Source organism: Pedobacter sp. (genome assembly GCF_039594775.1).
GTDB lineage: Bacteria > Bacteroidota > Bacteroidia > Sphingobacteriales > Sphingobacteriaceae > Pedobacter.
On sequence record NZ_JBCNMT010000004.1, the window covers coordinates 1 to 26,381 of the forward strand.

Here is a 26,381-nt window from a genome sequence, read left to right on the forward strand (position 1 = left end):
AATGGTTCAAAAGCCAAAATATTCTCAAATGTATAAGGTGGTAAAAAAAATTAGCGTGGGTAATAAAAAACTAAAATGCTCTTAGATGTCTAAGGTGGTAAAAAAAATTAAATAACTAAGGAATTAAAGCATGTGGTTATCAAAACTATTTCTTCTGTACCTTCTTATTCTCCCTCAATACCGCCTCTTTATCTAAACGCTGCTTCTCCTTCTCTGCCTCCTTTTTCTTTTTTTCACGACGATACTTGCCCGATATTTTTTGAAGCAATTCGGTGAAGGTGTCAAACTGCTGATTATAAATCAATCCAATAGAAGTAATGTTTTGATAAGGGTTAATGCCAGGGTTTGCAAAAATACTCTGTATGGTAGGAGGTTTGTTCGCTATTTTACCCACTAAGCTGCCATCTTTCTTGATCAGTCCTAAAATCTCCACCTCACGGCCTACTTCGTTTCTAAATCCAATGGAATTATCAATAGAACTTTTACTGATATCGGTAATGCCCGCATTTACAATAATCCTGTCGTTAAAGAATTTGAAAGAAGCACTTGCTTCGTTGAACGAGCGGATGTTAATATCTACGAAGTTAAGGTTTAAACTTGATAGTACATTATTCAATTGGTTGAAAATCAAGTCTGTTGCGGTACCGGTTCCAACAGATCCAAGTTGCTGACTTAGATTTGTAGAGCCAGTTCCAGGGGCAAATCTGCGCTGTATAATTAAACTAAGCGATTGCGTATTAAGATTGTTTCCGTCATTAAAGTACGATTGTAGCTCTTCCTTGATTGCAGGATTAGCTGGGAAAAAGATATCCAGTTTGATGTCTGGTTTCATCAGCAGTCCTGTTAGGCCCATTTCTACCTCCGTTTGTGCCGTTTGCGTAGCGTTGCTACTACCATCACGGTTTGCGGCGCGATATAAGTCCCCAAGTGCAGCTCTAAGCGTATAAATGGCCTTTAGATTGATTTGAGCATTTACAGGATTTCCCGTCCATCTAATGGTTCCTCCCTGTCTAATATCAAATCGTTTATTAATTACCTCTCTAGCAGTAAAGTCAAAAACACCACTTTCGATAATATAGTCTCCCTTCATCTCAAAATCGCCTACCTTGGTAATGTTTAGCTCTAAGTCAGCATTTCCGGTACCGCTAAGTTTGCCTAATATGGTATAAATGTTAACAGTAGTACTAGGATCAACCGATAACTTAAAACTCATGCTAAGCCCTTCAAAGCCGCTAAGCTTTTTAATGACCTTGGTGGTATCTTTACTTACAAAAGTGATGAAATCCTTGTCGGTAATCGTTTCAGAGCTGTTCAGTGGAAGATTAAATACGGTTCCCTTTTCAGTTTTTGCATTAATGTCAATAAACATATCATTAGTAGGGCCCCTAAATGAGAACTTTCCGGTGCCGTAGGCCTTACCAAAATAAATGGCATTGTCTTTTGAAGTGGTATTTAGCGCCATTAAGCCATTGGCCTCTAACTCTACTTGTATGTTCGGGTTATCAATATTTTTAAGGTCAACCGTGCCGTTGGCCGTTCCCGTATGTCCTTCAAGATCTTTCAGAACGAGTTCTTTTAGGCCTATGGTACTATTCTCAACACTAACCCGGTCATCAATAATATAGGTAGTTTTAAGATAGTTTACCGTAAGTTGTGCCTTATCCAATTCAATATCTCCGTTAATTAGAGGCTGGTCAAAAGACCCTTTAACGGTTAAATCGGCAGATACTTTACCTTTTAAGTTAGATACCAGTTTGTTTACAAAAGGAGTGAGGATAGCTAGCTCACTTTCATCAAGTTTTACTTTGAGGTCAATTTGCATCTGTTCAATATCAAGCTTGCCCGTGATGTTGAAAGTTTCTCTGTCGGCAGCATTGATTTTTGTATACACGTTTACCAACTTAGAAGTACTATTGAACGAAGAAGTGTCCGTTAAACTACCGATATAAGTATTGTTGAAGCTTAAAGAATCAATATGCAAACTGTCGGTGATTTGAGGCGATTTCAGTACACTGCGTACTTTGGTTTTCCCATTGGCAATACCTGCAAAGTTAATGCCCATTCCCTTAACAAAGGGATTAATAGTTTTAAGATTAAAATTTTCCAACACTACAAAAAGTGCATCGGTTGGATCGTTTGAAATTATACCATCAATTTTTAAATCCTGCTTGCCATTGTTCAATGAGAAGTTCTCTATTTTCGTTTTTCCACCATTAAAGCCTATCTGTACCTTATCCTCTATGTTCCAATCCTCTCTATTGATTTTAAGGTTGGAAGGCAAAATACTAATGTTGGCGGTATCGGGCGAAAACTCAATTAAGCCGTTGAGGTCAAGTTGATTGGCATCGTCAGCATTAGAAAGCTTAACGTTCAGAGAAAGGCTATCATTCTTTAGGATATTCGAAATGTTAATATTTTTAATATAAAGGCTATCATTAAGGTCAATCCTGTCAGAAGAAATAATCGCTGTAAGCTGTTGGGGCGAAGTATTTTGATCAATAATAATGTTATTGGCCACAACCCCTTTGTATTTCAGCCGTCGGACAATTCCACTTAATGTGGCTTTATTGTTCTTCGAATCAAAAGAACCTACCAATAGCGATTCCTGGTCAATCTCTAAACCTGGGGAAACCAGTTCTGCAATAGGTTCAAAATCTTTGATTTTCAATCTAAAATCGAAAACTTGTGCTTTATAGTTGAAAATTTGTGTTTTAAGTGAAGGGATGTAGGTTTTTCCAATCGTTTTAAAGTAAGAAACAATAGTCGCCAAATCGTATTGGCCTTTTATTCCGGCTTCCAAAATATCAGAAGAGATGTTCAAGCTCCTGTCCATGCCAATCCCTCTGGCACTAAGAAATACCGAATCTACCTTATATATTCCTCTCAGGTTGTTAAGTGTGATTTCCTGTAATAGCAATCGGCCTTGAATATTGTCGAGGTTGGTTCCCGAAAAATTGGTGCTAAAAATGGCGTCTACTTTTAGCGAGTCCTTATAAAGTTTTAAGGTTTTTAGTTTGGCATTTCTAATATTTGCCTTAAAGTTGAAAACAGGTAATGTAGGATTTAGATTTACCCCGCCATCAAAATCTAACTGAACATTTTTATCGTTGATTTTCAGGTTGCCGTCAAAAAACTTCTTTTGGAAGGTACCATTGATATTGATGTTTCTGTACCTGTAGCCTTTAAAGTCAAGATAGCTGATCTGGCCCTTCAGTTCCTCGTTCAGTTCTTTTATCTCGGTACCACGACCTTTAATGTAAAGCTCCGACGTAATTCTACCCAAAAGTTTCTCGCCAATCAAATCTCCAATGTGAAAATCGTAGGTTTTTACATTTCCCGTATAAGAAGGAATACCCTTCTTGTCAATTTTCATGTTTACATCCGATTGTAAGCGTCCTAATTTGGTTTTAAACTCCCCATAAGCCACAAAATCATTTTGGAAACCCGTAAAGTGTCCATTAAAGTTAATGTTGCCAAACTTGTTCACGATTTCAGGGATAGATTTTACGCGTTTACCGGTAAGGTCTGTCAATATTTCATCTAGGTCCTTTTTATTGGTGCCCGCCAGTTCGATTTTCATATCCAAAAAGGTTTCATCCCAGTTTGGAAGACCTTGTAAACTGAAATCTCCCTTAACATAGGTGGCCCGTCCAGCCTTTACGGAAAGTTTTTTTGCTCGCAGATTATTTACCAGCCCGGTAATTTGACCATCTACTTCAACATCCAGTTTCATTTTCTTGAGCGCTGGAGCAAAGTAGGCAACATCGCTAGATGAAATATGGCTGTTTTTGAAGTTGGCCTTCATTCTCACCTTATTTTCATAGTCCTTAAAATCTTTAAAGCTTTTGAATTTCATCTGATAATAATCGGTAAGACGCGTTTTACTCGTTACCAACATCAGGTCCTTGAGTTCAATAGCATTGCTGTCAACCGTAGTAAAAGCACTTAAATTTTTAAGGTAGAAGCCACTTTTTTCTTTTAAGGTTAGGTTTTTAATATTTGCCTGAAGAATGTGGTCTTTGGTATTCAGCCCCTCAAAGATGCCGTTCATTTCCCTCACGTCAATATCATCGAAGTTGATGCCTTCCTCTATTTCATTGCGCTTGAGGTTTTTGTATTTGAAATGGAGGTTGTTAATGATGATACGACTAAAAAGGATTTCGAATTTCTTTTTCTTAGAAGGCTTTTTAGGAGCAGGACTATCAAAATAATCAATAATAAAATCGAGGTTAGAGCTACCATCCTTATGGTCCTTTAAAAAGAAGGTGCCATTGTTGATTTGCACGGTATTGATGTCCAAAATCCTTTGCTTGAGCGAAAATCGATCAATGTCCACCAAAAATTTGGGGAAATTGGCCAAAGTGTCTTTTTGTAGGTCTAGAACCAGTAAATCCTCCAGTACAACCGACTTAAAAGGTCTCACATAAAGACCGCCAATACTCACCGTAGTTTTTAATTCTTTAGAAAGATAATCGGCTGCTTTTTTAGCTACATAGGTTTGTACAGGCTTAAACTGTAGAGAAAAAAGAACGCCCGCAATCAAAATAATGATCGAAGCGATAATCCAAAGAAGTATTTTTAATAGTTTTTTGATAATTTTGTAGCTTAAAATATCTTATCAGTGCCTGTCATCCTAGCTATAGAGTCATCCTGCGACGAAACTTCGGTTGCCATTTGTGATAATGGCAAAATTACTGCCAATGTTATTGCAAACCAAACAATTCATGAAAATTATGGAGGTGTAATTCCTGAGTTGGCTTCCAGGGTACATCAACAAAATATTGTACCTGCCGTACAGCAGGCTTTGGCTATTGCCAAAATAGAAAAGAAACAACTTGATGGAGTAGCTTTTACACAGGGGCCAGGATTGTTGGGTTCACTGTTGGTGGGTGTTTCTTTCGCTAAATCCTTTGCTTTGGCCCTAGATCTTCCGCTAATTTCGGTAAATCATATGCAGGCCCATATTTTGGCCCATTTCATAGATGAACCGATGCCAAAATTCCCCTTTTTGTGTTTGACGGTCTCAGGCGGTCACACTCAAATCGTATTGGTAAAGGATTATTTTGACATGGAAATAGTAGGGGAGACTTTGGATGATGCGGCGGGAGAAGCCTTCGATAAAACTGCTAAGATTTTGAACCTTCCTTATCCGGGAGGACCATTAATTGATAAATATGCCAAACAAGGTAACCCTAAAGCCTATCAATTCCCCGAACCACAAATTCAGGGCTTAAACTATAGTTTCAGTGGTTTTAAAACTGCAATTCTCTATTTTATCAGAGATAACCAAAAGGTAAATCCCAATTTTGTGGAGGAGCACCTGGCCGATATATGCGCATCCGTACAACACAGTATTGTCAATATACTACTTAATAAGCTCAAAAAGGCAGCTAAACAGTATCATTGTAATCAAATTGCAATTGCAGGCGGAGTTTCGGCAAACTCTGGTTTAAGAGATACGCTAATGAGCTTACAGGGCAGTTTAGGTTGGGAGGTGTTTATCCCTAAATTTGAATATTGTACAGATAATGCTGCTATGATTGCTATTGCAGGTTATCATAAGTTTTTACAGAATGATTTTGTTGGTCAGGAAGTAGCACCAATGGCCAGAATGAATTTTTAATTTTAGAATTATGCAGACAGAAAGTTTTATCTTTTTTGGTTTATTGGCAATACCTCTTATTATCTTTTTAATTTGGACCATTAAACAAGACAAGAAGAAAAATTATTTAGGATTGGTGTTGTTGTTGGTAGGAGCAATTGTTGCTGCATATACCATTGTTAGGCTTGATTCTTCATTCGTAAAAGAAAAAGGTTTACAGGCAGCACCAAAACCTTCAAGTTTTAAATAGCTATAACGTATAGCAAATGTATAAAGGACTGTTATTTCCTTTCTTACTTTCGCTTTTTTATCACTCGGTAAATGCTCAGACCGATTGGACATTAAAAAGAGCTAAAGACGGTATCAGTATTTATACCAAAACAGTGTCCTCTTCTGGCTTAAAAGGCATAAGGGTAAAATGCAGCTTGCCAGCCAAGCTTTCGCAAATGGTTGCCTTAATTATGGATGTAGATGCGGGAGAAGAGTGGGTTTACGGTACTAAATCAAGTGTTTTGCTTAGAAAAGTTTCCCCTTCAGAGCTGTACTACTATTCAGAAGTTGATATACCTTGGCCGTTGAGCAATCGTGATTTTATTGCTCATTTAATCGTAAGCCAAGACCCTCGAACAAAAGTAGTGACCATTAATGGTCCTACCGAAGCTACTTACCTTCCCGTAAAGAAAAATATAGTGCGGGTAAATCATTCCAATGGTAAGTGGATTTTAACGCCAACAAAAAATAATTCAATACAGATAGATTATACCTTAGAAGTAGATCCTGGAGGAACTATTCCTGTTTGGTTGGTGAATCTTTTTGCCACCAGCGGCCCAACAGAAACCTTTAAGAAAATGAAAACTCAAATTCAAAAGCCTCAATATGTAAATGCTAATTTGAGCTTTATTGATAACGATTAGACGGTTGAAATAGATTGTTGTGATAGTTGGAAAACGTTCAAATATGGTTTAAGTTCTTAAGCCTACTCAAGCCCTCATCGTTTTACGAAAATCGACCGTTGTCTGTTCGGCCAATAATAATTTGCTTAGCTAATTCCTCTGATGGAACAGGGCACCAGCCTTTAATGGTACGATACTTTAGATTGCTCCGAAAAACTCGTAATAAGCGCCAGTATCTTCCAATAAAAAAGGCCACCATTATTTAAAATGATGGCCTTTTGTTTATGTTTTAACTAACTCCTAGTTGTTCTCTTCCAATTGTTCTCCGGTTACTTCTTCTCTAATACGAGCCTCTATTTCGTCAGCCAATTCAGGGTTGTCCAATAACAACTGTTTTACGGCATCTCTACCTTGCCCTAATTTGGTGTCACCATAAGAGAACCAAGAACCAGCTTTTTTCACAATACCGAAATCTACACCAAGGTCAATGATTTCACCAGTTTTAGAAATACCTTCTCCAAACATAATGTCAAATTCAGCCAAACGGAAAGGAGGAGCTACTTTATTTTTAACGATTTTTACTTTTACGCGGTTACCAGAAACCTCATCGGAATCTTTAATTTGAGAAGTTCTGCGAATATCTAAACGTACAGAAGCGTAGAATTTTAAGGCATTACCACCTGTTGTGGTCTCAGGATTGCCGAACATCACCCCAATTTTTTCACGTAACTGGTTAATGAAGATACAGCAACATCCTGTTTTTGCAATAGTTCCAGTTAATTTACGTAAAGCCTGACTCATTAAACGAGCTTGTAAGCCCATTCTGCTATCGCCCATTTCACCTTCAATCTCCGCTTTTGGAACTAAAGCAGCAACCGAGTCAATTACAATTACATCAATGGCGCCGGAACGGATCAGGTTATCTGCAATTTCCAGTGCCTGCTCACCATTGTCAGGTTGCGAAATCAATAGGTTGTCAGTATCTACTCCTAATTTTTTAGCATAAAATTTATCAAAGGCATGCTCCGCATCAATAATGGCTGCAATACCTCCTTTTTTCTGAGCTTCGGCAATAATATGTGTAGCCAAGGTAGTCTTACCAGAAGATTCAGGCCCATATATTTCAATAATACGGCCTTTAGGAACACCACCTACACCTAAGGCAATATCTAAGCTGATAGAACCAGTTGAGATAGCCTCCATACTTTCTACGGCTTGGTCACCAAGTTTCATGATAGAACCTTTACCGTATGATTTTTCAAGTTTATCTAAAGTAAGCTGTAGCGCTTTTAATTTGTCTGTGTTTGGATTCATGTCTTTAAAATTCAGGGAATAAATATAATAATACGTTTCGGCAAATATTTAATTATGTTTAACTAATAATTTTAGCAAACATATCGAAATGTTTTAATTAAATGCAAATAATTTTATAAATATTTTTTTGATTTTCAGGTTTTGCTCACTTTTTTAGCTTTCTGAAGCTTTTCGTAATATTGGCAGAAATAGGAGATTTCGCAAACATCACATTTAGGATTACGGGCTACACAAACATATCTGCCATGCAAAATTAACCAGTGGTGCGCTACTGCAATAGTATGTTCCGGTAAATTTTTAACTAAATCCCTTTCTACAGCCAAAGGAGTTTTGCCCTTCGTGAGTCCTAAACGATTGGCTACCCTAAATACATGGGTATCTACTGCCATAGCAGGAGCATCGTAAACTACAGAAGCAATTACATTGGCCGTTTTACGACCAACGCCAGGCATTTTTTGCAACTGGTTAACATCCGAAGGTACTTCATTGTTAAAATCGTTAATCAACATATTGGCCATGCCTACCAAATGTTTGGCTTTATTGTTCGGATAACTTACACTTCTAATATAGTCAAACACAATATCTGGTGTCGTTTCGGCAAGTGCTTTCGCATTGGGAAAGCGTTGGAAGAGCGCAGGAGTTACTTGATTGATCCGCTTGTCGGTACATTGTGCCGATAAAATTACAGCCACCAATAATTGGTAGGGATTGTTGTAATGAAGTTCAGTTTCGGCATGTGGTTGCTTGGTCGAAAAATGCTCCACAAAATGCTGGTAACGTTCTTTTTTTAGCATGAACAAAATTACGATTTAGGAATCAAGAATTACGATTACTCTTCGCGTTCTTTGTGTAACTCTTTACTTCTTTGCGTTAATAAACTTTAACTGCAAAGGTTTTTTAAGTATTCTCAAAGGCCACAAAATGGAGATGGTACATAAAAACCTGTAACGTATAACCTGTACAACTAATATCCGCTTAATATTTAAAATTCCTAACTTTACGGCAATGGCTCGAAAATCAACAAAGCAAAAAGGAAAGAAGCCGCTGTTTAAGCGCATTGCTATCATAGTAGGTAAGTTGCTGCTATGGTTCTTCATCTTCTCGGTAATTTGGGTTGTCGCCTACCGTTTTATCAATCCACCTATTACCTTTTTAATGGTACAGCGTAATTGGGAGCGTAAAGCAGATGAAAAGCCTGCGAAAATCAAGAAAGAATGGGTGAAATTTGAAGAGATTTCGGATAATATGAAACGTGCCGCAGTTTCTGCCGAAGACCAGCTTTTCTTAAAACACATGGGCTTTGATATCAAAGCTATTGAAAAAGCCTATGAAAGCAATCTCAAAAAAGGCAAAAAGAAAATCAAAGGGGGGAGTACCATTTCACAACAGACAGCCAAAAATGTATTTTTATGGCCCGGCAGGTCTTACGTTAGAAAAGTTTTTGAAGCCTATTTTACCCTGTTGATAGAAGTATTATGGAGCAAGGAAAGAATTTTGGAAGTGTATTTGAACGTGATTGAAATGGGTGATGGTATTTACGGGGCCGAAGCCGCTTCCCAAAAATATTATGGTCACTCTTGTAGAAAAATGAGCCGTTCAGAGGCCGCATTACTCGCCGCTTGTTTCCCTAACCCATTACGCTGGAACCCCAACAAAGCCACCCAGTACATCAGACATAGGCAATACCTCATTATGAGGAATATGCGTAGACTGGGCCCTTTGGATTTTTAATTTCTAAATCAAATAGAAAATTTTTAAATTGGTTTAGTTAAATCGCTCTCACTAAGGAGAAAGTAAGTACCCTATTATTTCGCTTGGCTACCTGTTATGAAAGGAACGACTTCGAATTATTTTCTTACCGCCCATAAATTTTGGAAAACAGTAGTAAATAAAGAAACTGCAGCCGACCCTGTTAAACTTCAGCAGCAGATAGAAATGCACCAGCGTCTCCTTAACGTGTTTCAGGCTGGGGCGTACTATTACTTGATTTTTAATATGTACACAGGTAACGCTGATTTTATTAGCAGTGGCGTTAAGCAAGTTTTGGGTTATGAACCAGAAGAGATGTCTGTAGAATTTATGATGGATAAGATACATCCTGATGATAAGTCATTTTTTCTGAATTTTGAGTATAAAGTAGTTGAATTTTTCAAGTCTCTACCTTTTGAAAAGATTCCCTTTTACAAAGTGCAATACGATTTGAGGATGAAGGCTAGCTGTGGTACTTACAGAAGGATGTTACATCAAGCTGTACAGATAGATTATGATGAGCATAATTATTATCGTACCCTATGTTTCGAGACTGATATTTCACACATAAAACTAGAGGGTGAGCCTTGCTTTTCAATCATTGGTCTCGACGGTGAACCATCTTATTACAATATCCAAAACACCCCAAGTTTTACAAAGTCTTACGATATTTTTACTAAACGCGAAAGAGATATCTTAAAAGGAATAATTGAAGGAAAATCTAGCAAAATATTAGCAGAAGAATTATTTATTAGCCTTCATACAGTTAATGCTCATCGAAAAAATATCCTTTCCAAAGCCAATGTGAAAACCCCTCTAGATCTTGTTCGTAAAGCCATTAAAGAAGGCTGGATCTAATCATAAAATAGCTATTACTAGTTATTTTTTCGCTTACATATGGTATTTAGCTTTGTAATAGCCAAGTATGGTTGTTACCATGAAATCGAAATGATTATTGATAAACAACACTATTTGGTGACACGGAATTAGTGTGATTTAATAATTGGTTTTCTATTTTCAAATAGCTGGTCATGATAAATAAAATGCTGAAAGTTAGTTTGTTTGTTTGCTGTTTGACCGCATGTCTTATTAATGTATGCAATGCCCAGAGTGTTGGGACTGAGTTGGAAAACGAGAGTATCTATAATTCAAACGGATTAAGAATATACTACAGTATTATATATATGGGATCGGGAGAATGTGGCGTAAAATATAAGGTAACCATTTTTATAGAGAATAAAGGAAGTGATAGAATAAATGTAGGAGGAAGCTTAGTTGATGTGAGTAATGGTTTTTCTCCTTGGGAAAGTAATTATAACCAATGTAGTTTTCAAGGACAGATATTGTTCGGGTCATATCCCAATTATGAAAAGTGGAAGATAATTGAGCCAGAATTTATGGATAAAAATAGCCATATGATATATATGAAAGCTAGTTCGAAAACTTTGCCTAAAGTGAGCTGGAGCATTGTGCCCAGAGTGGTGAGAGATTAAATAACGAGTGTCGCCGAAAATCGGATATTGAACAGAGTAGGTAGAAAAAAAAAATCAGATATGAAAAAGCAAGTAGTAAGTTTAATGGTTATAGTAACCATTGCTATTGGTCTTATGAGTTTTGTGGCAAACCATGCAGATAAAAAGTATGGTGGTACGGCCAGTGTAACTGTTGAAGTAGATTTTGCTGGTACTTTGGGTGCAACACACCAAGATATAGCCTATTATAGAACCCAAGGTATTAAAGATGGACAACGTAGAACTGTGGAAGTGTCTGTTCTTTGTGATTATACTACGGAAGCCGATGCACAAAGAGCTTTACAAACCGAAATTTCCTACAAAAAGAAAGTTTATGAGAAAGCAACATCGAGTATTAAATACGATGTGTCAAGTTGCAACAAATAATTTCTCAGGGGGCAATTGATTCAATTTTAAAACATTAAGCACCATGAAAAAAGTAATATTATTTTTTGCATTCGGCTTGTTTTGGTTTAGTGCAAATGCACAAATACTCACTTATTTTATTAATAAGCAGTGTAAAAATACTTGGGATAATACAATGAATGCGTGGAGCGGTTGGTCTAAATGGGAGGAAACAAAAACGGGGAGGTCAAGCTATTCTATTAAGGTTTCGGCTAATGCCGTTCAATATAATTACAGTTATTTTTCTTGGAATGAGAAACAAGATAAATACTATACAAGTGAAGAAACAACCACATACACCTTTTTAACAGATATAACGGGCACTGCATATCCGTTAAATAAAAATGTTCGCATCACACGTGTACTTAGCTATTCAGACAAAGATGATCATGATAAAATAAATACCTATAACTACACTGGTGTAGGCTCGGTTTATTCAAAGTTAACTTTGGCGCAATTATTAAGTGGCAACGCCAGTGGGGAACTCTATTTGTACAGAGACTTGGGAACCGCTGGGAAAGAGTATTATGGTACGTTGATAAATGCAAAGACGGCTACAGTTTTACAGCAAGAAAAGGAAGAAAAGGAACAGGCTGAACAAGATAGGTTAGACGAAATAGCCGAAGCTAAGGCCGAAAAGAAAAAAAAGGAGCAGGAAACCTATAAAAATTTAGGCAAAGCAATTGGAATCCTACTTAAAAAGAAAAATTAAATCGATGCTGACTTTTACTCCCTATCCTTCTTCTTATTCCACCTGATCTTAATTTCACCATTCTCGTCTACGGCTTTAAGATGTAATACAATACCCTTCATACGGGCCAGTTCACGCTCCTCCTTATCCACAATGTCGGCACTTTTCTTGGGGTCTCTCAGTGGGATGTCTAATGCAATGTTAGTCCCACTGTTAAACCCATATACCCCCTTTACATCAAAATTGAGAGCTGTTGAGTTGATTTTCATTGGGCTAATATCTACCTTGTCGCCACGTAGCGTAAGCGTACCATTTAGCTTTTCTAGTTGTACATTAGATAAATTGCGACTCCTAAAAATAAACTTGCCAACCTTTTCCAAAGGCTCAAATCCTACCAAAGCAGCCTTGTCCAAGGTAAAATTAACCTTGCCAAACATCGACTTAGGAACCATGTTTCCCTTAGAGGTTACATTGCCCGAAGCATTCACATTGGCCGAAAGAAAGCCCTTTAAATTTTTATTCGTAACCGATTGCTGCCCAAAATTATCAAACGCATAAAAGAACTCCTTCACGCTAACCTTGGCAATATTGGCATTAAACCTCATACTGTTTACCGCACCCATTTGCTCTATTTTTCCGCTCACGTTAACCTGCCCGCCCGCATGCTGTACCCCAATTTTATTAAAATAAACTCCATTCCCAATTAAAGAAATATCAGCATTTACCCTATGGGCCACAAACTTTTGGTAAACAGCACGGTCCACTTTCAATTTGAGGTGCATTTTTGACATCTCAAGCGCCGTACTTAACTGTTCCGAAGCCTCCTTAATCGCATTTTTGGTCGAAGCCTTTTTCCTTTTTGCCTTGCGGGGACCTAAAAGCGGTAAAAACTCGCTAAGGTATAGGTGTAGGCTGCTTAAATTAACGTTAACCTCTATCTTTTCAGGGTCAGTATAATAGAAATTCAGGAAATTTTCAATAGAACAGTTCATGTTCAGAATACTACGGCCCAACTGAAACCTGCTATTGGTAATGTTAAGGTCCTTTTGGTTAAAATTAAGGTCTAACGAACTATTCACAAGTTTTAAGTTACGTGGCAAATAAGAAATGTCTGCATTTTTAATCATAACCTTGCCATGAATTACCGGTTTGGTGAACAAGAAATTGTCAATATCCGCTTGGCAGAACAATCGCAGGTCAGCCGTACCTTTTTCAAACTTAAAACTTTCCTCTTCAAAAGAGTTATTGAGCTTTGCCAGTTCAAAAGAAGAAGTAACCAAACCCTGGGCCAAAGGCTTTTCCAGATTGGAAACCGTAAAGGTATCTACCCTAATAGGAGCATTGTAGTAATTGGCCTTCAAACCATAAAACCGGATGATTGAATTCGGATCGCCAATGGGTCTGCTGGCCGTGTCCCGGTTAGAGAAAAAGCCAATAAAAGAGCAATCCGTCAAATCGCCTGAAGGAATAGAAACCTTATTGTCCTTTACCGTCATTTTCGCATTGATCAACGGGTCCTTGTGCGACTTGTCGCCATCATCAATAATACTGCCCGTAACATCTATCGGTTTTTCTATCCCAAACTTTAAAAGTTTCGAAGAAATATTGGGAGCCAATAGCCCAGCAATGTTAGGATACAAAATATGATCGGCCTTAATGGCAATAGAAAATGCAGATTTATTTTCTGCAATATTAATATTGGCCCCAATATGGAAAATATCATCGCCAATTTTGAGCGGTTTCTGATCGATAATGATTACTTCGCCCTGATCATCATAATGGGCACGCATATTCCCCGAAAGACTTTTGTCTTTTAAAAAGCTTCCCTTTCTGGTATTAAAAGCAAAGCTTCTCACTTGGGTTTTTAGCTTAAAGTCGCCATCCCAGCGGTTTGCCGGATATTTGATCTTACCCTTCAGTTCATCCACAAAAAAGCTAAAAAGCTTAAAACGCTTTTGATTATCGATCACCAGGTCAACTTTATTAAGATCAATGATCCTTATTTGTAGCGCATTGGAACTTCCTTCACTTTCGGCTGCTTTTTTCTGGTCTTTGGTACGAAACATGCTCGTATTACTATAGCCGTTCGAATCAGTATAGAGATACATGCTCGCATTGTTAATGGCCACCTTTCGGATATTGATCGTACCCACAAGTAACGACAAGGCATTAAGCGTTACATCAATATCCTTTGCCTTCAAAAGATCGTGCTTGTGCACATGCCAAAGACTATCCTGCAGCGAAACATTTTTGAGTGAAACAGAAACACCCGGGAACCCTTTCAGTAAGGTAGTTTCCATATGCGAAACCCTAACCTTACCATTCACCTTGGTGTTAACTTGGTCAAGTATTTTAGCTAAAATAGCTTTGTTATTTTTATTGATATAGTAGGCAGCACCTACCCAAATCAAAACCAGCAGGAGTAACAATCCGCCTATTACTTTTAGGGATATTTTTAGCCAACGCTTCATAAATAGTATTTGTTACAAGATAACAAATATTTATGGCAGTTGTTTTTTTGACTCGGTAACCATGGACTAGAGGTTAGTGACTGATAACTAGTGGCTAACGGTTAGTGTTTAGTGAACAAGTAGCACAGGTCACTCATTCTTCGTCATTTCGAGCGCAGTAGAGAATTGGAAATCAACAAAGTAAGAATATTATAACGAGTTGAAAATAATTAGAAAAGCAATATTGGTGCAGCTAGGTAAGTGAAGTCCCGCTTTACGTTTCAATCTTTTTGCTCCTGCTTTTGTGCTATCATTCCGAGGAACAAGGAATCTATCTCTTTATGTAATATCGCTGCGCTCTGGATAATAAAAGTAAATAGCAAAAAGGATTTCTCTTCAATCGGGTTTAAAAGGCAATGCTGTAGAATTTTGGCAGTGATAGCTAATCCCTTGCCACCAACTATTAGTACCAAACTAACTACCTAACTGTTCAGCGAAAATATTTTTATGCCAACTGTTTTGCAAAGGAACTTCCCATTTCTGCTCAAAATCATCTAAAGTCTGTACCAAATTGTTAAATACAATGGTATCTAAGCCTATTTTTTTTATGCTGATCAACGTCTCGAAATCTTCCTTGGTTACCACATGAACATTGTCATCAATTTTGTAGGCCATATTAAAACGATCAAAAAGATCCAGTCCAAATTTGCTTTCAATTTCCTTGATGATTCTTACAGAAGCGTCAATTGAGCAGCCAGTGGCATTAGCAACTTCCTGATCTACCACAAGCACAATAAAATAGTTGTGATACAGTTCGGCCTTTGCTTTCAACTGATGGCCATGAGCGGTCCATTGGTCAACGAAGTTGTTCAAGATATCCTGTATTTCCGTCGCTTCCTGGTCGGTAAATCTTCGATTGCTTTGGTAGATCCAAACTTTAGATTGTGGAGAAAAAATCATAACTCAAAAATATCAAAATAATTAACTTACCTACTTTAAAACGGAACTCTCATGCAAAAGTTTACATTCGACTTAAAAAAGTTCGTTTTCTTTTTGTTTGGCCTAGCTTTTTTGTTGTTCTCTGCATTTTCCGCAGCGGAGGATAATCGTGCGTTTATCCATCAATGGTTGAATAAATACTATAACAAAGATGGGCAAACCGAAGCCCTAAAACGTTACGAATTGAACATTACTAACACTGGTTTTTGCAGATATAGGAAGGTTTATGTAAGCGGAAAGGAAGAGTTTTTTGCCTTTAACCTATCTAGGTTCAAATCTATGGACTACTATGGCAATACCAACAGCGGCGAGCTTTGGCTGCGGACCAAAAATGACGATGTGATTGTACAGACACGTAATGATAGGCAAGGGGCCATCGACTCCATGTCTACCTATCTGGTCATACCTGTAAAAAATATTGACGAAGAGCAGCTGAACGAACTGGCCAGTAAATTTAGGCAGTTATCCCAAACAGGTTTGGCAGCTAATAATTAACCTTGGATCGTTGTAGCTTGGGTCATTACCAACTTGATTGGTAATAGTAATGCTTTAATATTTTCAGGCTTACGAAGTTTCTTAAGTCTAATTTAACTTACAAGCCGTTAGCCCTAGCGGTAATCTCGGCAATATCCAATACTTTAACTTCTTGTTCTTTATCTTTCAGTTTTACACCGTCATTTAGCATGGTCATACAAAACGGACAACCAGCAGCAATAAACTGAGGTTCGGTAGCCAAAGCCTCCTCGATACGCTCAATGTTCACGTCTTTATTTCCCTTTTCAGGCTCCTTAAACATTTGCGCTCCCCCGGCACCACAACAAAGGCCATTCGCCTTGCAGCGTTTCATCTCAACCAATTGAGCATCCAAAACTTCTAACGCTTTTCGTGGGGCTTCGTAAACACCATTCCCCCGTCCCAAATAACAAGGGTCATGATAGGTGATTTTCTTTCCTTTAAAGCTTTCGCCACCTTCGGCCTTTAGTTTACCTTCGTTGATAAGGTCTTGTATCAACTGCGAGTGGTGGATTACTTCGTAAGTACCGCCCAATCCAGGATATTCGTTTTTAATTGTATTGAAACAATGAGGGCAGCCTGTTACAATTTTTTTGATGTTGTAGGCATTAAGTACCTCAATATTCGTCATGGCTTGCATTTGGAACAAAAACTCGTTCCCGGCCCTTTTGGCGGGATCACCAGTACAGCTTTCCTCAGTGCCCAAAACCGCATACTTAAGTCCAACATGATGTAGGATTTTACAGATATCGCGGGTAATTTTCTGAGCCCTTTCGTCGTAACTTCCGGCACAACCTACCCAAAACAATATTTCTGGCTCTTCACCTGCGGCCATTAATTCGGCCATGGTTGGTACTTTGAATTCCATTTTTTTAGTATTTCGTAGTTAGTAATTAGTATTTAAACAACCGTCGACTTTACCGTTTACTATACTTAGTCTTTGTCTTTAATCTTGTCTTTTATCCTTACTCCTTAATTTCCTTCGGTCCAATTAAATCTATCGGCAGGCGAGTATTTCCACGGAGCACCATTGTTTTCCACGTTGCCCAACATTGCATTAATACTAGCTGGAGCTACCGACTCTTCCATTACCGCATATCTTCTCAGTTCCACAATAATGCCTAATGGGTCAATATTTACAGGGCAGGCCTCCGTACAAGCATTACAGCTAGTGCAGGCCCAAATTTCTTCCCTTGTAATGTAGTCATCCAACAATGATTTGCCATCCTGATGATCTGCGCCATGTTTGTCAATATTTTTACCCACTTCTTCCATGCGGTCGCGAGTATCCATCATGATTTTACGTGGCGAAAGCAGTTTACCAGTAATATTTGCAGGACATACCGAGGTACATCTGCCGCACTCCGTACAAGTATAAGCATTCAATAAATTCACCCAAGTAAGGTCCTGAATGTCTTTGGCGCCAAATTTCCCTGGAGCAGTTTCGGCAGGTACAAACGAAGGATCAAGCATGGCCTTAACCTCGTTGGTTACACTGTCCATATTGGTAAATTCCCCTTTTGGATTCAAATTTGAAAAATAGGTGTTAGGGAAGGCCAACATAATATGAAAGTGCTTTGAATAAGGTAGGTAGTTTAAAAAACCGAAAATACCTACAATATGAAACCACCAACAAAAACGCTCAATAAAAATTAAAGTGTTAATGTTATCCGGAAGTATACCTTGCAATAACGTACTCACAGGAAAAGTACCCGCCTGTTGGTAATGAGCTGCACCCAAAGCCTGTAATTTGGCATCGGCAGCATTCATCAGTAAAAAGGCGGACATCAATAAAATCTCGGTAATTAAAATATAATTGGCATCCGATTTTGGCCAGCTTTTCATTTCCACTCCCGAAAAGCGTTTTAGCTTTACCACATTTCTTCTAATGAGAAAAATAGCACAGGCTAACCAAACTCCAGCAGCCAAAAGCTCAAAACTTCCAATGAGAAAATTATAAAGGCCACCTATACCAGCAAATACGCGATGGGTGCCAAATACGCCATCAGTCACAATCTCTAAAACTTCAATGTTGATGATCACAAAGCCTAAGTAAACCACCAAATGTAAAAGAAAGGGTATGGGTCTTACGGCCATTTTGGTTTGGCCAAAAGCTACTTTCAGCATGGTCATTAAGCGTTCCTGAGGTTTGTCGCTGCGGTTGGCAGCTCTACCCAGTTTAATGTTCCTGATAACCTTGCGAGCGTTGTACGCAAAAAGAGCAGAGCCCGCAACAACCAATAAGACGAATATTATTTGTGCAACCATAGTTTAGTAGGGTAATGGTACAACGAAGTTAAAATATTTCGATTTAAAACATATTATTATGCATGCATAATTTTTAAAATTTAGAATGGTTATGAATTAAGTAGAACTTTAATTGTAAATTAATTGGTTGGTTTTTAAGAAGAAAGGCTGTTTAGGTAAAATTAATTGATATTTTTTTGCAAAATAATTTTGCCTTTCAAAAAAAGAAACTACATTTGCATTCCCAAACGGAGGTGCCTTAGCTCAGTTGGTAGAGCAAAGGACTGAAAATCCTTGTGTCGCTGGTTCGATCCCAGCAGGCACCACTTCCTAAAGCCCCGCAGCAATGCGGGGCTTTTTTGTTTTTAAGCTTTTTATCGGAACGATGTCGGTAAAATTTAATTTTCATTTTGCTTTTCAAAAAAGAAGTTACATTTGCAATCCCAAAACGAGAGGTGCCTTAGCTCAGTTGGTAGAGCAAAGGACTGAAAATCCTTGTGTCGCTGGTTCGATCCCAGCAGGCACCACAAACGTCCTTCATCATATCATGGAGGGCATTTTTTATTTTTAGTCTGTTTTTAGTCTTCGTTTAAAGCAAATGGAGGCCTGCTTTGGTTCGAGCCTTGTTGGGGTAACTATACTGGGTAGCTGAAATTCAGTTTGATTTATCTCTATTTTTTTGATTTATATTTCTGTTTGTCAGTTAGATATGTTTATTTGTTTCACGCGATTTGGCGGTTCGATGTTTTAAGCTTTCAAAAGTGAATTATCTTACCTGTTTGTCAACTCCTGCAAATATCCTACTGTGATTCTCACAGGCCCTTGTAGTCCAGACTCTAACAGCGGGGAATGCTCATCATAATGTTTCCATGTGCTGAAAGTGATTCTGCCTCCACTAGGTTTAGTTTGTCCTTTGGTATACCATTCCGGGAGTTTTTTTATCCCACCGGCCCCTCCGATGGCCAGCTTGCTGTCATTTGCCGGCACTGCATATTCATTCTCTTCTGGTAGTTGTTCATCTCCGATCAGTCGGTTGGGCCATAGGTTGGTAACCTTTACGCTCAGCCGATTGATACCATTCTTGATTGCTTTGGTGATATCAAGGCAATACGGTTGCGTCCAGACCACAGGAAACGATATTCCGTTCAAGTTAGCCTCAGCTAAAACTTCAACTCGTCCCAGATCTAAAATAATCAAGTGTGGATAATCAGGTGCAGTAAAGGAGAATTCATGGAGGTATTCGGCTGTGCCGGAAAAGTAGCGCACGCCAGGATCTTCATGTTGCTGTAAGGGCAGGAGGTATGGCATTTTAATATGGTCTGGCGCACCAGAATTTGTAGGAAACTTTACCAGCCAGTTCGCTTTTAGTTCCAAGGGCTTTTCAGGTAGCTGTGACACTTGAAATTTTTGTTTCTGGCCCAGTTGGTTTGTTAAACTATAGATGCCATTCTTCCACAGCCATAGCATATTGCCATCGCTGTTATGCATGAAGTTTTGATCAATTTCAATAGTGGGAAGCGTTAATTTCAACTGGCTGATGGCATCGAGCCTGATGGCGTAGTCTGTCAGTTTGATATCGCAGATTTCACCATTGTAATAACTGGCAAGATCATCCTGATAGGCCTCACAAATGGACGGATGGACGATTTTTTCCGAGCGGTTTCCGGTTTTAATCGCTTTGTTGTTCAAGTATACCGTAGGAGTATTATGCTCGTAAACAATCGTTAATCTTGACCACCCAGCTATAGGGATTCCCACGAAAAGCACAGCTTCGATAAAACTGCCTGAACGCTCGAATAGGGCAATGCCATTCCTTCCAACGGTAAATCCGCTACAGGCGTGCCCCTGTCCATAGTAAAGCTCTCCAGCGGCGGGATATACCGCGTAGTTGGCCGTTCTGCGGTCCCCATAGAAACCGTCTTCCCTAAGGGAAATGTCGGTCTCGGGTTTGACAAGACAGGTGACCGTAAAATTACTATGGGTTGTTGGGTATAAACCGCGTGACTTGGGCCAGCTTTTGCTGACATCCAAGATTCGTTTCCCATTGAAATCTAAAGATAGATAGCCCGTTGCAGATGGCTTTTTGGTGAATATGATAAATACCGAACCAGAAGGTTGAAGTTTTAACGGTAACCGTACGGTGCCATCTTTTCGTTCAAAAAAGGTTAAGCTGATCGTTTTTCCCGTTAAGGGATCCCAAAGTTCGGGAGACTGTAGGGACGTCCTGAAATGGCAGACAATATCTTCGGTCCGACGCCTTCTGTTGGCGACAAAGTAGATATCCCGATCCTTCTCGCTTCGGTGGATAAAGTTGATAGCGGCATCGGCATGATCCGAAGTATATTCGAAGTCAGGAGCCAAGCCAAGTTTGGACAGAATGCTGTTCATCTCTGGTTCTTGGAAGACCTTTCCATTAAGCTGTTTTTCGCTTTTTCCACAGAGCTTATCCGCCAATCGTTCAAACTTCCCTTCGGCAGAGCGATCTTTGATGCCGAAACTTTGCTGGGGTTTTTCGCCAATGAGTATAAGTCCTTGGTCCACAAATGATGCTAGTCTCTCCAGTACGGCGAGTGATAAAATTTCAGTACTGGGAAGGACAAGTACGCGGTAGCTGATGCCGTGGCCATTGTGGAGCCTGCCATTTTCCATGCGGCATTCTTTGAGGATACACTCCGTGTTGATCAGGTCATAGTCGTATCCCGCAGGCGGCGCCCACTTGGTCTGTTCGGGATTAATGGTGCGACCTGGAACTTCCTGGCCCACGTAGTAGGCGATATCGGCTACAAAATGACCAGTTCTGAGCAGGTATTGGCATCTGGTAAGGTAGCGTATCCACTCCCCGGATTTTGCAAACCAGGTGTTGGTCCTGTCAAAGTGGATTCCCCATGGCCCCATCGTCATTCCAGGCAGGGCGTTAGGATGTGGTTGGTGGGCATAGCGATGGAAAATGATACGGGTTAGTCCCTTGGTAAACATGAAATCGCCCAAACTCTTCATCGAAAAAGGGTACTGCTGCCACTTGCCAGAGCCTGGTTCTGCTGTAAAAGCCTCGGCGCCCACGATAGATTGTCCCTTGGAGTGGGCAATCGAGGCGGCCACCTTCATCGTCCTGTCTAAAACACTGTTGTTGTATAACATGGTATGTCCCGCCCAAAACTCACCCATGCTGATGTCAACTGCCCGGCCAATTTTCATTTCTTCGAAGTTGCCGCCTTCGTAAGGTTCTGTGTAGGAGACGATGTTGTTGGCATGGCAAAGTTCCGTAAAACGGCCGTAATAGTTGTCTGCCATTACATCGCCCTGTGCCTGTCGGAAATCCCTTAAGAAGCGTTCGGTAGTTGCCGCATCATCTATGATCCTCCCAGTCAGTGCCGGTAGGAAAGGTAATAGGCTATATGTTTTACGTTGTTCAAATTCCTGCGGAAAGCTGGCCGACCAGTTCTGCAGTCCGAGTTCATAGCTATCTATCAACAGACCTATCTTTCCGTCCTCCAGTGAGCGCATTAAAGGCAGTATCGACTTGAACATTCGGTCCCAATGATAATCAAAAGCCGATTTTGTAAATTTGTCGCAATCCAATCCGGTTCCTGTAGTGGGAGCTGATTTGTTAATCCGTCCAACCGGTGTATGTCCGACTCTTAAAATGGTCCAATCCCCAGAGGGAACAACCCAGTCGAGCTTCCCATCTTCCTTTAGCAGGACGCTCAAATCGATAATCGAGGAGGCGACAATAGCGTCTTCATCTGAAAAGCCCGTCGTGGCAGATGTTGGTATGGCTTTACTTCCTGGAAAGTTAGCTTTTGTCAACCAGTTATCAAGTCTGGCAGTTCCGGAAAGTAAAAGTGATGATATCTTTAGAACTCCCTGGAAGGTTAATCTGTATCGAGAAGCATGTTGCTTGGTAAAACTGGCCGTCAGGTAACTGGGGTAGGAATTGGGATTTCCCGGATTCGCGTCGGTAAGTACTCGTACGGTTTCATATGTATCTCCATCTTTGCTTTGTTGCAGAACGACTTTGCCATTTCCTGAGGAAAGCATCGTTAACGATGCCAATGGGTAAGGATCCTGGAAAATGAAATCGATTACCCCTTGCGAATCTGTTTTCCCAAATGATTGCGGCCGATTGAAATAACCATTGGCACTAATCTGTGCCGTATCGATAATTTCTCCGTTTACCCTAAGCTCTTTTAACTGTACCGTCCATGGTGTCTTTTCACTTTTAGGCGATGGGAAGGCAATAATGGCCGAGTCCTTATAAAAATCCAGTATTTTGGGAGGTTCCGCCAGTACATCGTTGAATCTTTTTCCTCCTTTGACCGTAGTTTCGCTCCAGGTCAACTGTTGCATGGAGAGATCTGGCGTAATCCAGGGACCTCCGCTCGAAGACCAGCCCGGGCAATTATGCATGGCGAATTCTAGTCCTAGACGTTTGCATTCTTTGATGGTATGCTTCATCAGATCCAGCCATTCGTCGCTCAGATAGGAAATCGGCCCCTTTGGAATCCCCGTACCAACTTCAAACATCTGAAAGCCACCGAGTCCAATATTGCTCATCGCTTCCAAATCTAGGGTAATACCTTCTTTGGAGATATTGCCGTTCATCCAGTGCCACCAGGTGTGGGGAGCATAGTCGGTTCCCGGATTAGCAAAAGAAGGCTTTGCTATCGTCGAATTGACATGTAATTGGGACAGCACGGCAGAAGGGGTAATCCATGTCACCAGCCCTGCAACCGCTGTTTTCTTCAGAAAAGATCGACGCTTCATATATATCGTACTTTATAAAATGGTTTCGGTTAGTCTACTACTCAATCGACATTGTCACGAATCTCAAATATAACTTAGCATGCTCGTATTGATTAATAATATTTTATCACTTTATAGTACGGTTCCAACGAATCGGCGCTGTAAACTTCATTATTTGTTTGGCATTTGGCAGAATCCTTTCAGCGCCATTATGCTGAAGCCAAGTGTCGTATTCGTATTATATTTCGCTAGTAACGTATTAGTTGTCAACTATTTTTCGGGTTTAAATTTGGTTAATTAATTGAATTTGGTCGAAATGATCTTCTCGCCAGCTCACTATAGAGGCCTATGTACTGGGTCGGTAAAGAAGCACTATTAGGCCTAACCTTAACCAAATATGTATGAAACGAAATTTACAAAAAATGCTTCTTGCATTGGCAATGACCGTTGGCATTGCTTTCACTGCAGGAGCGCAAACCTTGCTGTCGCTGAATAAGCCGGCGTCGGCATCCTCAACAGAAGGGTCTTATTCTGCCGCAAACGCGGTTGATAACAGTACAACTACCTTCTGGTCTTCGACCTCAAGTGGTTACATTCAAACACTTACGGTAGATCTTGGAAGCGTGCGGGACATTGACCACGTGGTTATTCAATTTGCCGATGGAAGGTATGCCGTTACTTTTGACATTCAGGGTTCCACAAATGGTACCACCTGGACGACGATAAAGACGATTCCCCCTACGAACACACTTTCTTTGCTCACGATAAACGAAACCTACGGTTGGTACAGATATATTAGGTTTAATGGACGTGGCAGAGCAAATACGGCGGGTTATCGGATTTCCGATTTCAAGGTATATGGTGACGGCGATCCGACCAGTACCCAACAGTCGGACATGAATACTGTTTTCGGTCGGCTATACAATCAATATGCACAACAGGAAACGCAGGATCTTAGCTTTTTCCTCACCACTATGACCGCAAATGGGCAGTGGCCTGGCGTAAATTATACTGGGGACAACTGGACCAGACATACGCTATGGCTAAACAGGTTGGCACAAGCCTACCGTAACCCCTCTAATGTTTTGTATAACCATCCTGATGTACCGGCGAAGTTTATGCTGGCGATGAGGCATTTCATCAACGCGAAATACGTATCATCTAACTGGCACGATAACGAAGTTCGATCGCCGAATAATGTGGTTGCGGCCTTATTGTTGATGAAAGGAGCCATACCTGCCGATTCTTTGATGACTTATGCGGCAACTGTAGTCGATCAAACAGATAATCCTGATCATCGAGGGGCTAACCGATCGTGGGTCTCTACTACAATGGTTCGAAAAGGATTGGTGATGAACAGCTACAAAACGGTTGTGAAAGGATACCAGAGTACGGTGGCTGGGTTAAATATTGCCAATATGAGCCTAGCAGAGGGCATCCGGATTGATAGCAGTTTTCACCAGCATCGAACACAAATCCAAACAGGCAGCTATGGAATGATATTCGTTGACGATGAGATTAAGTATCTCAATATTGCCGCAGGCACCAGTTTCAATTCAGTTTATACCACAACGCATAAAAATAACCTAAGGGGAGTGATGTTGGGAGGGCTTCGCAACCTCAGCTACCGCAATACGATGGACTTTGATATCGTCGGCAGATCGGTAAGCGGTCCCAATAGTCTTTTAAATAAAATCTCCCCAGGATTATTGGATACACAGGCGGTAAATGATCCGGCAAATAATGCATCTTATCAGGCCTGGAAGGCCCATTTGGCCGGAGCAGCTTTCCCATTTTCAAGAGCAAAACATTTCTGGTTATCCAACATGGTAGTCAGTCGCGGGGCTAATTTCTATATGTCGGCAAAGATTGCTTCCTCACGTAATACAGGTGCAGAAGCGATCAAGGATTCGAATCTAAAAGGCTGGAATTTGCCTTTCGGTGCGACCAATATCATGGTTACTGGCAACGAATATCATAATATCTTTCCGAGCTGGAATTGGTCGCGTGTTCCTGGAACCACTTCTGAAATGAGCGAGGCAGCGGCTTCCACAACTTTTGGAACGGTAGATGGATATGTCACTGCCTCCAATACCTATGGCGGAGGCCTTTCAGTCAACGAGGTAGGGATTACTGCATTCAAGCAGGATAACAAACGGGGAGTTACGGCAAATAAGGCATATTTCTTTATGGAAAACATGATGGTGTGTGTGGGTAACAGTATTACGGCATCAAAATCGAACGAAATTGTCACTACAATCAACCAGACCAAGCTGGACGGCGGAATTACCATTAGGGACGATGGCAGTACATATACCTTTTCCGGAGATTCGCTTACGACCAATAAGCTGAACTGGGTAAACCATGGACAGGTGGGATATATGTTCCCTAACGGAGGATATTTTTCGCTTACTAATAAAGCCCAAACGGGTACATGGGCAAGCATTAGCGACGGCGGTAGTACTGCCAATGTAACTACCCAAATGTTTAACCTCTACGTGAGACACAGTCCTACGCCGACCAATCGTACGTATTATTATATTGTGGCACCTAACAAGTCTGCTGGCGATATGACAACGTTATACGCTAATCATGGCTTCGAATTGGCAAGCAACACTGCAACCGTACAAGCTATTTATCACAACGGGACCAATAAACAATATGCGGCGGTTTTTTACGGTGCCGGACAGGTGACTATGCCGGATGGATTAGTGGTAAAGTCGGATAGAAAGGCCATTGTGCAGATCAAGAAATACTCTGCAAATTACCGTATCTCAGTTTCTGATCCAGAATACACCGGCTCCGATATTAAAATTACGCTGAACCTTAATTTAAGCGGAACAGGTACGGTTTACTCGGGAGGTGAAACCACCATTACTTTTTCAACTTTTTCTGGTGATGAAAAAGGAAGGACAAGTACAGGCTTTTTTCCGATCGTGAGCGGAGGCGGGGGAATGGCAAGTATAGACGTGATCGGCAACAATTTAGTGCAGGGCGGCAATACGGAAACTTTTTCCAACGATGGAGCGCTGGTGGTTTATCCAAACCCTGCAACTTCTTCGGTCACTGTCGACGGAATTTCAAAAGATGCAAAAATTGACGTGTACAACGTTTCTGGACAGAAACAAAAATCAGTGACTGGCAATGTCGTGAAAATTGATGAACTGCCCGCTGGCGTATATTTCCTTCGTATCAATGATGGTGGGAAAACAGGGCAACAAAAATTTGTGAAACACTAGTTCAGGTAATATCTTGCAAAGGGGA

Annotated in this window: 18 protein-coding genes and 2 tRNA genes; 12 read left to right on the forward strand and 8 right to left on the reverse strand. The window is 40.2% G+C overall.

Annotated features, from left to right (window positions below; genetic code table 11):
* Nucleotides 1–145: 145 nt before the first annotated feature.
* Complete coding sequence (locus ABDV71_RS11620) at nucleotides 146–4,543, reverse strand: translocation/assembly module TamB domain-containing protein (RefSeq protein WP_343532709.1); 4,398 nt, start codon at nucleotides 4,541–4,543, stop codon at nucleotides 146–148.
* A gap of 78 nt (nucleotides 4,544–4,621) precedes the next feature.
* On the opposite strand from ABDV71_RS11620, the gene tsaD reads away from it, so the two are divergent.
* From tsaD to ABDV71_RS11635, 3 genes are read left to right on the forward strand one after another with little or no spacing between them, the layout of a single operon-like run.
* Nucleotides 4,622–5,623, forward strand: coding sequence for a tRNA (adenosine(37)-N6)-threonylcarbamoyltransferase complex transferase subunit TsaD (tsaD, locus tag ABDV71_RS11625; RefSeq protein ID WP_343532711.1), 1,002 nt, complete (start codon nucleotides 4,622–4,624; stop codon nucleotides 5,621–5,623).
* Between the two features lie 10 nt (nucleotides 5,624–5,633).
* Nucleotides 5,634–5,852, forward strand: a complete 219-nt coding sequence (locus ABDV71_RS11630) for a hypothetical protein (RefSeq protein ID WP_343532713.1) — start codon at nucleotides 5,634–5,636, stop codon at nucleotides 5,850–5,852.
* 16 nt (nucleotides 5,853–5,868) lie between these two features.
* Nucleotides 5,869–6,516, forward strand: a complete 648-nt coding sequence (locus ABDV71_RS11635; RefSeq protein ID WP_343532715.1) for an START domain-containing protein — start codon at nucleotides 5,869–5,871, stop codon at nucleotides 6,514–6,516.
* A 279-nt stretch (nucleotides 6,517–6,795) separates the two neighbouring features.
* Here ABDV71_RS11635 and recA read toward each other — a convergent pair whose 3' ends face one another.
* Both recA and nth read right to left on the reverse strand, forming a co-directional pair.
* A complete protein-coding gene (gene recA, locus ABDV71_RS11640; RefSeq protein ID WP_343532716.1) occupies nucleotides 6,796–7,809 on the reverse strand; it encodes a recombinase RecA in 1,014 nt (337 codons plus the stop codon).
* A 134-nt stretch (nucleotides 7,810–7,943) separates the two neighbouring features.
* The gene (nth, locus tag ABDV71_RS11645; protein WP_343532718.1) at nucleotides 7,944–8,603 is read right to left on the reverse strand and encodes an endonuclease III; all 660 of its coding nucleotides are present in this window, start codon (nucleotides 8,601–8,603) and stop codon (nucleotides 7,944–7,946) included.
* 211 nt (nucleotides 8,604–8,814) lie between these two features.
* Here nth and mtgA point away from each other — a divergent pair, with 211 nt between their 5' ends.
* The 5 genes from mtgA to ABDV71_RS11670 all read left to right on the forward strand — a co-directional run bounded on the left by mtgA (nucleotide 8,815) and on the right by ABDV71_RS11670 (nucleotide 12,186).
* Nucleotides 8,815–9,540, forward strand: a complete 726-nt coding sequence (gene mtgA / locus ABDV71_RS11650; protein WP_343532720.1) for a monofunctional biosynthetic peptidoglycan transglycosylase — start codon at nucleotides 8,815–8,817, stop codon at nucleotides 9,538–9,540.
* A gap of 96 nt (nucleotides 9,541–9,636) precedes the next feature.
* Nucleotides 9,637–10,416, forward strand: a complete 780-nt coding sequence (locus ABDV71_RS11655) for a LuxR C-terminal-related transcriptional regulator (RefSeq protein WP_343532722.1) — start codon at nucleotides 9,637–9,639, stop codon at nucleotides 10,414–10,416.
* A gap of 326 nt (nucleotides 10,417–10,742) precedes the next feature.
* Complete coding sequence (locus ABDV71_RS11660) at nucleotides 10,743–11,051, forward strand: hypothetical protein (RefSeq protein ID WP_343532724.1); 309 nt, start codon at nucleotides 10,743–10,745, stop codon at nucleotides 11,049–11,051.
* Between the two features lie 60 nt (nucleotides 11,052–11,111).
* Entirely contained in the window at nucleotides 11,112–11,456 is a 345-nt protein-coding gene (locus ABDV71_RS11665) for a hypothetical protein (RefSeq protein ID WP_343532725.1), read from the forward strand.
* Between the two features lie 43 nt (nucleotides 11,457–11,499).
* The gene (locus ABDV71_RS11670; RefSeq protein WP_343532727.1) at nucleotides 11,500–12,186 is read left to right on the forward strand and encodes a hypothetical protein; all 687 of its coding nucleotides are present in this window, start codon (nucleotides 11,500–11,502) and stop codon (nucleotides 12,184–12,186) included.
* Nucleotides 12,187–12,200: 14 nt separating this feature from the next.
* Here ABDV71_RS11670 and ABDV71_RS11675 read toward each other — a convergent pair whose 3' ends face one another.
* Both ABDV71_RS11675 and ABDV71_RS11680 read right to left on the reverse strand, forming a co-directional pair.
* A complete protein-coding gene (locus ABDV71_RS11675; protein ID WP_343532729.1) occupies nucleotides 12,201–14,636 on the reverse strand; it encodes an AsmA family protein in 2,436 nt (811 codons plus the stop codon).
* A gap of 453 nt (nucleotides 14,637–15,089) precedes the next feature.
* On the reverse strand, nucleotides 15,090–15,575 hold the full coding sequence (locus ABDV71_RS11680; RefSeq protein ID WP_343532731.1) for an ABC transporter ATPase: 486 nt from the start codon (nucleotides 15,573–15,575) through the stop codon (nucleotides 15,090–15,092).
* 51 nt (nucleotides 15,576–15,626) lie between these two features.
* Here ABDV71_RS11680 and ABDV71_RS11685 point away from each other — a divergent pair, with 51 nt between their 5' ends.
* Complete coding sequence (locus tag ABDV71_RS11685) at nucleotides 15,627–16,109, forward strand: hypothetical protein (protein WP_343532733.1); 483 nt, start codon at nucleotides 15,627–15,629, stop codon at nucleotides 16,107–16,109.
* Between the two features lie 97 nt (nucleotides 16,110–16,206).
* Here the strand turns inward: ABDV71_RS11685 and ABDV71_RS11690 are convergent, their stop codons facing one another.
* The gene (locus ABDV71_RS11690; RefSeq protein WP_113648870.1) at nucleotides 16,207–16,995 is read right to left on the reverse strand and encodes a (Fe-S)-binding protein; all 789 of its coding nucleotides are present in this window, start codon (nucleotides 16,993–16,995) and stop codon (nucleotides 16,207–16,209) included.
* 104 nt (nucleotides 16,996–17,099) lie between these two features.
* On the reverse strand, nucleotides 17,100–18,395 hold the full coding sequence (locus tag ABDV71_RS11695) for a (Fe-S)-binding protein (RefSeq protein WP_343532736.1): 1,296 nt from the start codon (nucleotides 18,393–18,395) through the stop codon (nucleotides 17,100–17,102).
* 232 nt (nucleotides 18,396–18,627) lie between these two features.
* Between ABDV71_RS11695 and ABDV71_RS11700 the strand changes: the two genes are divergently transcribed.
* Together ABDV71_RS11700 and ABDV71_RS11705 are read left to right on the forward strand one after the other, a co-directional pair.
* Nucleotides 18,628–18,700: transfer RNA gene (locus ABDV71_RS11700), tRNA-Phe, on the forward strand.
* A gap of 128 nt (nucleotides 18,701–18,828) precedes the next feature.
* A tRNA-Phe gene (locus tag ABDV71_RS11705) sits at nucleotides 18,829–18,901 on the forward strand.
* A 244-nt stretch (nucleotides 18,902–19,145) separates the two neighbouring features.
* Here the strand turns inward: ABDV71_RS11705 and ABDV71_RS11710 are convergent.
* Nucleotides 19,146–23,138: a glycosyl hydrolase gene (locus tag ABDV71_RS11710; protein ID WP_343532737.1), complete on the reverse strand. Its 3,993-nt coding sequence runs from the start codon at nucleotides 23,136–23,138 to the stop codon at nucleotides 19,146–19,148.
* 380 nt (nucleotides 23,139–23,518) lie between these two features.
* On the opposite strand from ABDV71_RS11710, the gene ABDV71_RS11715 reads away from it, so the two are divergent.
* Nucleotides 23,519–26,356, forward strand: a complete 2,838-nt coding sequence (locus ABDV71_RS11715) for a polysaccharide lyase family 8 super-sandwich domain-containing protein (RefSeq protein ID WP_343532738.1) — start codon at nucleotides 23,519–23,521, stop codon at nucleotides 26,354–26,356.
* Nucleotides 26,357–26,381: the final 25 nt, after the last annotated feature.

Excerpts from the sequence above, each read along its gene's own strand:
- ABDV71_RS11630 (WP_343532713.1), top strand. The coding sequence starts at position 5,634 with ATGCAGACAGAAAGTTTTATCTTTTTTGGTTTATTGGCAATACCTCTT.
- ABDV71_RS11635 (WP_343532715.1), top strand. The coding sequence starts at position 5,869 with ATGTATAAAGGACTGTTATTTCCTTTCTTACTTTCGCTTTTTTATCAC.
- recA (WP_343532716.1), bottom strand. The coding sequence starts at position 7,809 with ATGAATCCAAACACAGACAAATTAAAAGCGCTACAGCTTACTTTAGAT.
- nth (WP_343532718.1), bottom strand. The coding sequence starts at position 8,603 with ATGCTAAAAAAAGAACGTTACCAGCATTTTGTGGAGCATTTTTCGACC.
- mtgA (WP_343532720.1), top strand. The coding sequence starts at position 8,815 with ATGGCTCGAAAATCAACAAAGCAAAAAGGAAAGAAGCCGCTGTTTAAG.
- ABDV71_RS11655 (WP_343532722.1), top strand. The coding sequence starts at position 9,637 with ATGAAAGGAACGACTTCGAATTATTTTCTTACCGCCCATAAATTTTGG.
- ABDV71_RS11660 (WP_343532724.1), top strand. The coding sequence starts at position 10,743 with ATGGGATCGGGAGAATGTGGCGTAAAATATAAGGTAACCATTTTTATA.
- ABDV71_RS11665 (WP_343532725.1), top strand. The coding sequence starts at position 11,112 with ATGAAAAAGCAAGTAGTAAGTTTAATGGTTATAGTAACCATTGCTATT.
- ABDV71_RS11670 (WP_343532727.1), top strand. The coding sequence starts at position 11,500 with ATGAAAAAAGTAATATTATTTTTTGCATTCGGCTTGTTTTGGTTTAGT.
- ABDV71_RS11675 (WP_343532729.1), bottom strand. The coding sequence starts at position 14,636 with ATGAAGCGTTGGCTAAAAATATCCCTAAAAGTAATAGGCGGATTGTTA.
- ABDV71_RS11680 (WP_343532731.1), bottom strand. The coding sequence starts at position 15,575 with ATGATTTTTTCTCCACAATCTAAAGTTTGGATCTACCAAAGCAATCGA.
- ABDV71_RS11685 (WP_343532733.1), top strand. The coding sequence starts at position 15,627 with ATGCAAAAGTTTACATTCGACTTAAAAAAGTTCGTTTTCTTTTTGTTT.
- ABDV71_RS11690 (WP_113648870.1), bottom strand. The coding sequence starts at position 16,995 with ATGGAATTCAAAGTACCAACCATGGCCGAATTAATGGCCGCAGGTGAA.
- ABDV71_RS11695 (WP_343532736.1), bottom strand. The coding sequence starts at position 18,395 with ATGGTTGCACAAATAATATTCGTCTTATTGGTTGTTGCGGGCTCTGCT.
- ABDV71_RS11710 (WP_343532737.1), bottom strand. The coding sequence starts at position 23,138 with ATGAAGCGTCGATCTTTTCTGAAGAAAACAGCGGTTGCAGGGCTGGTG.
- ABDV71_RS11715 (WP_343532738.1), top strand. The coding sequence starts at position 23,519 with ATGAAACGAAATTTACAAAAAATGCTTCTTGCATTGGCAATGACCGTT.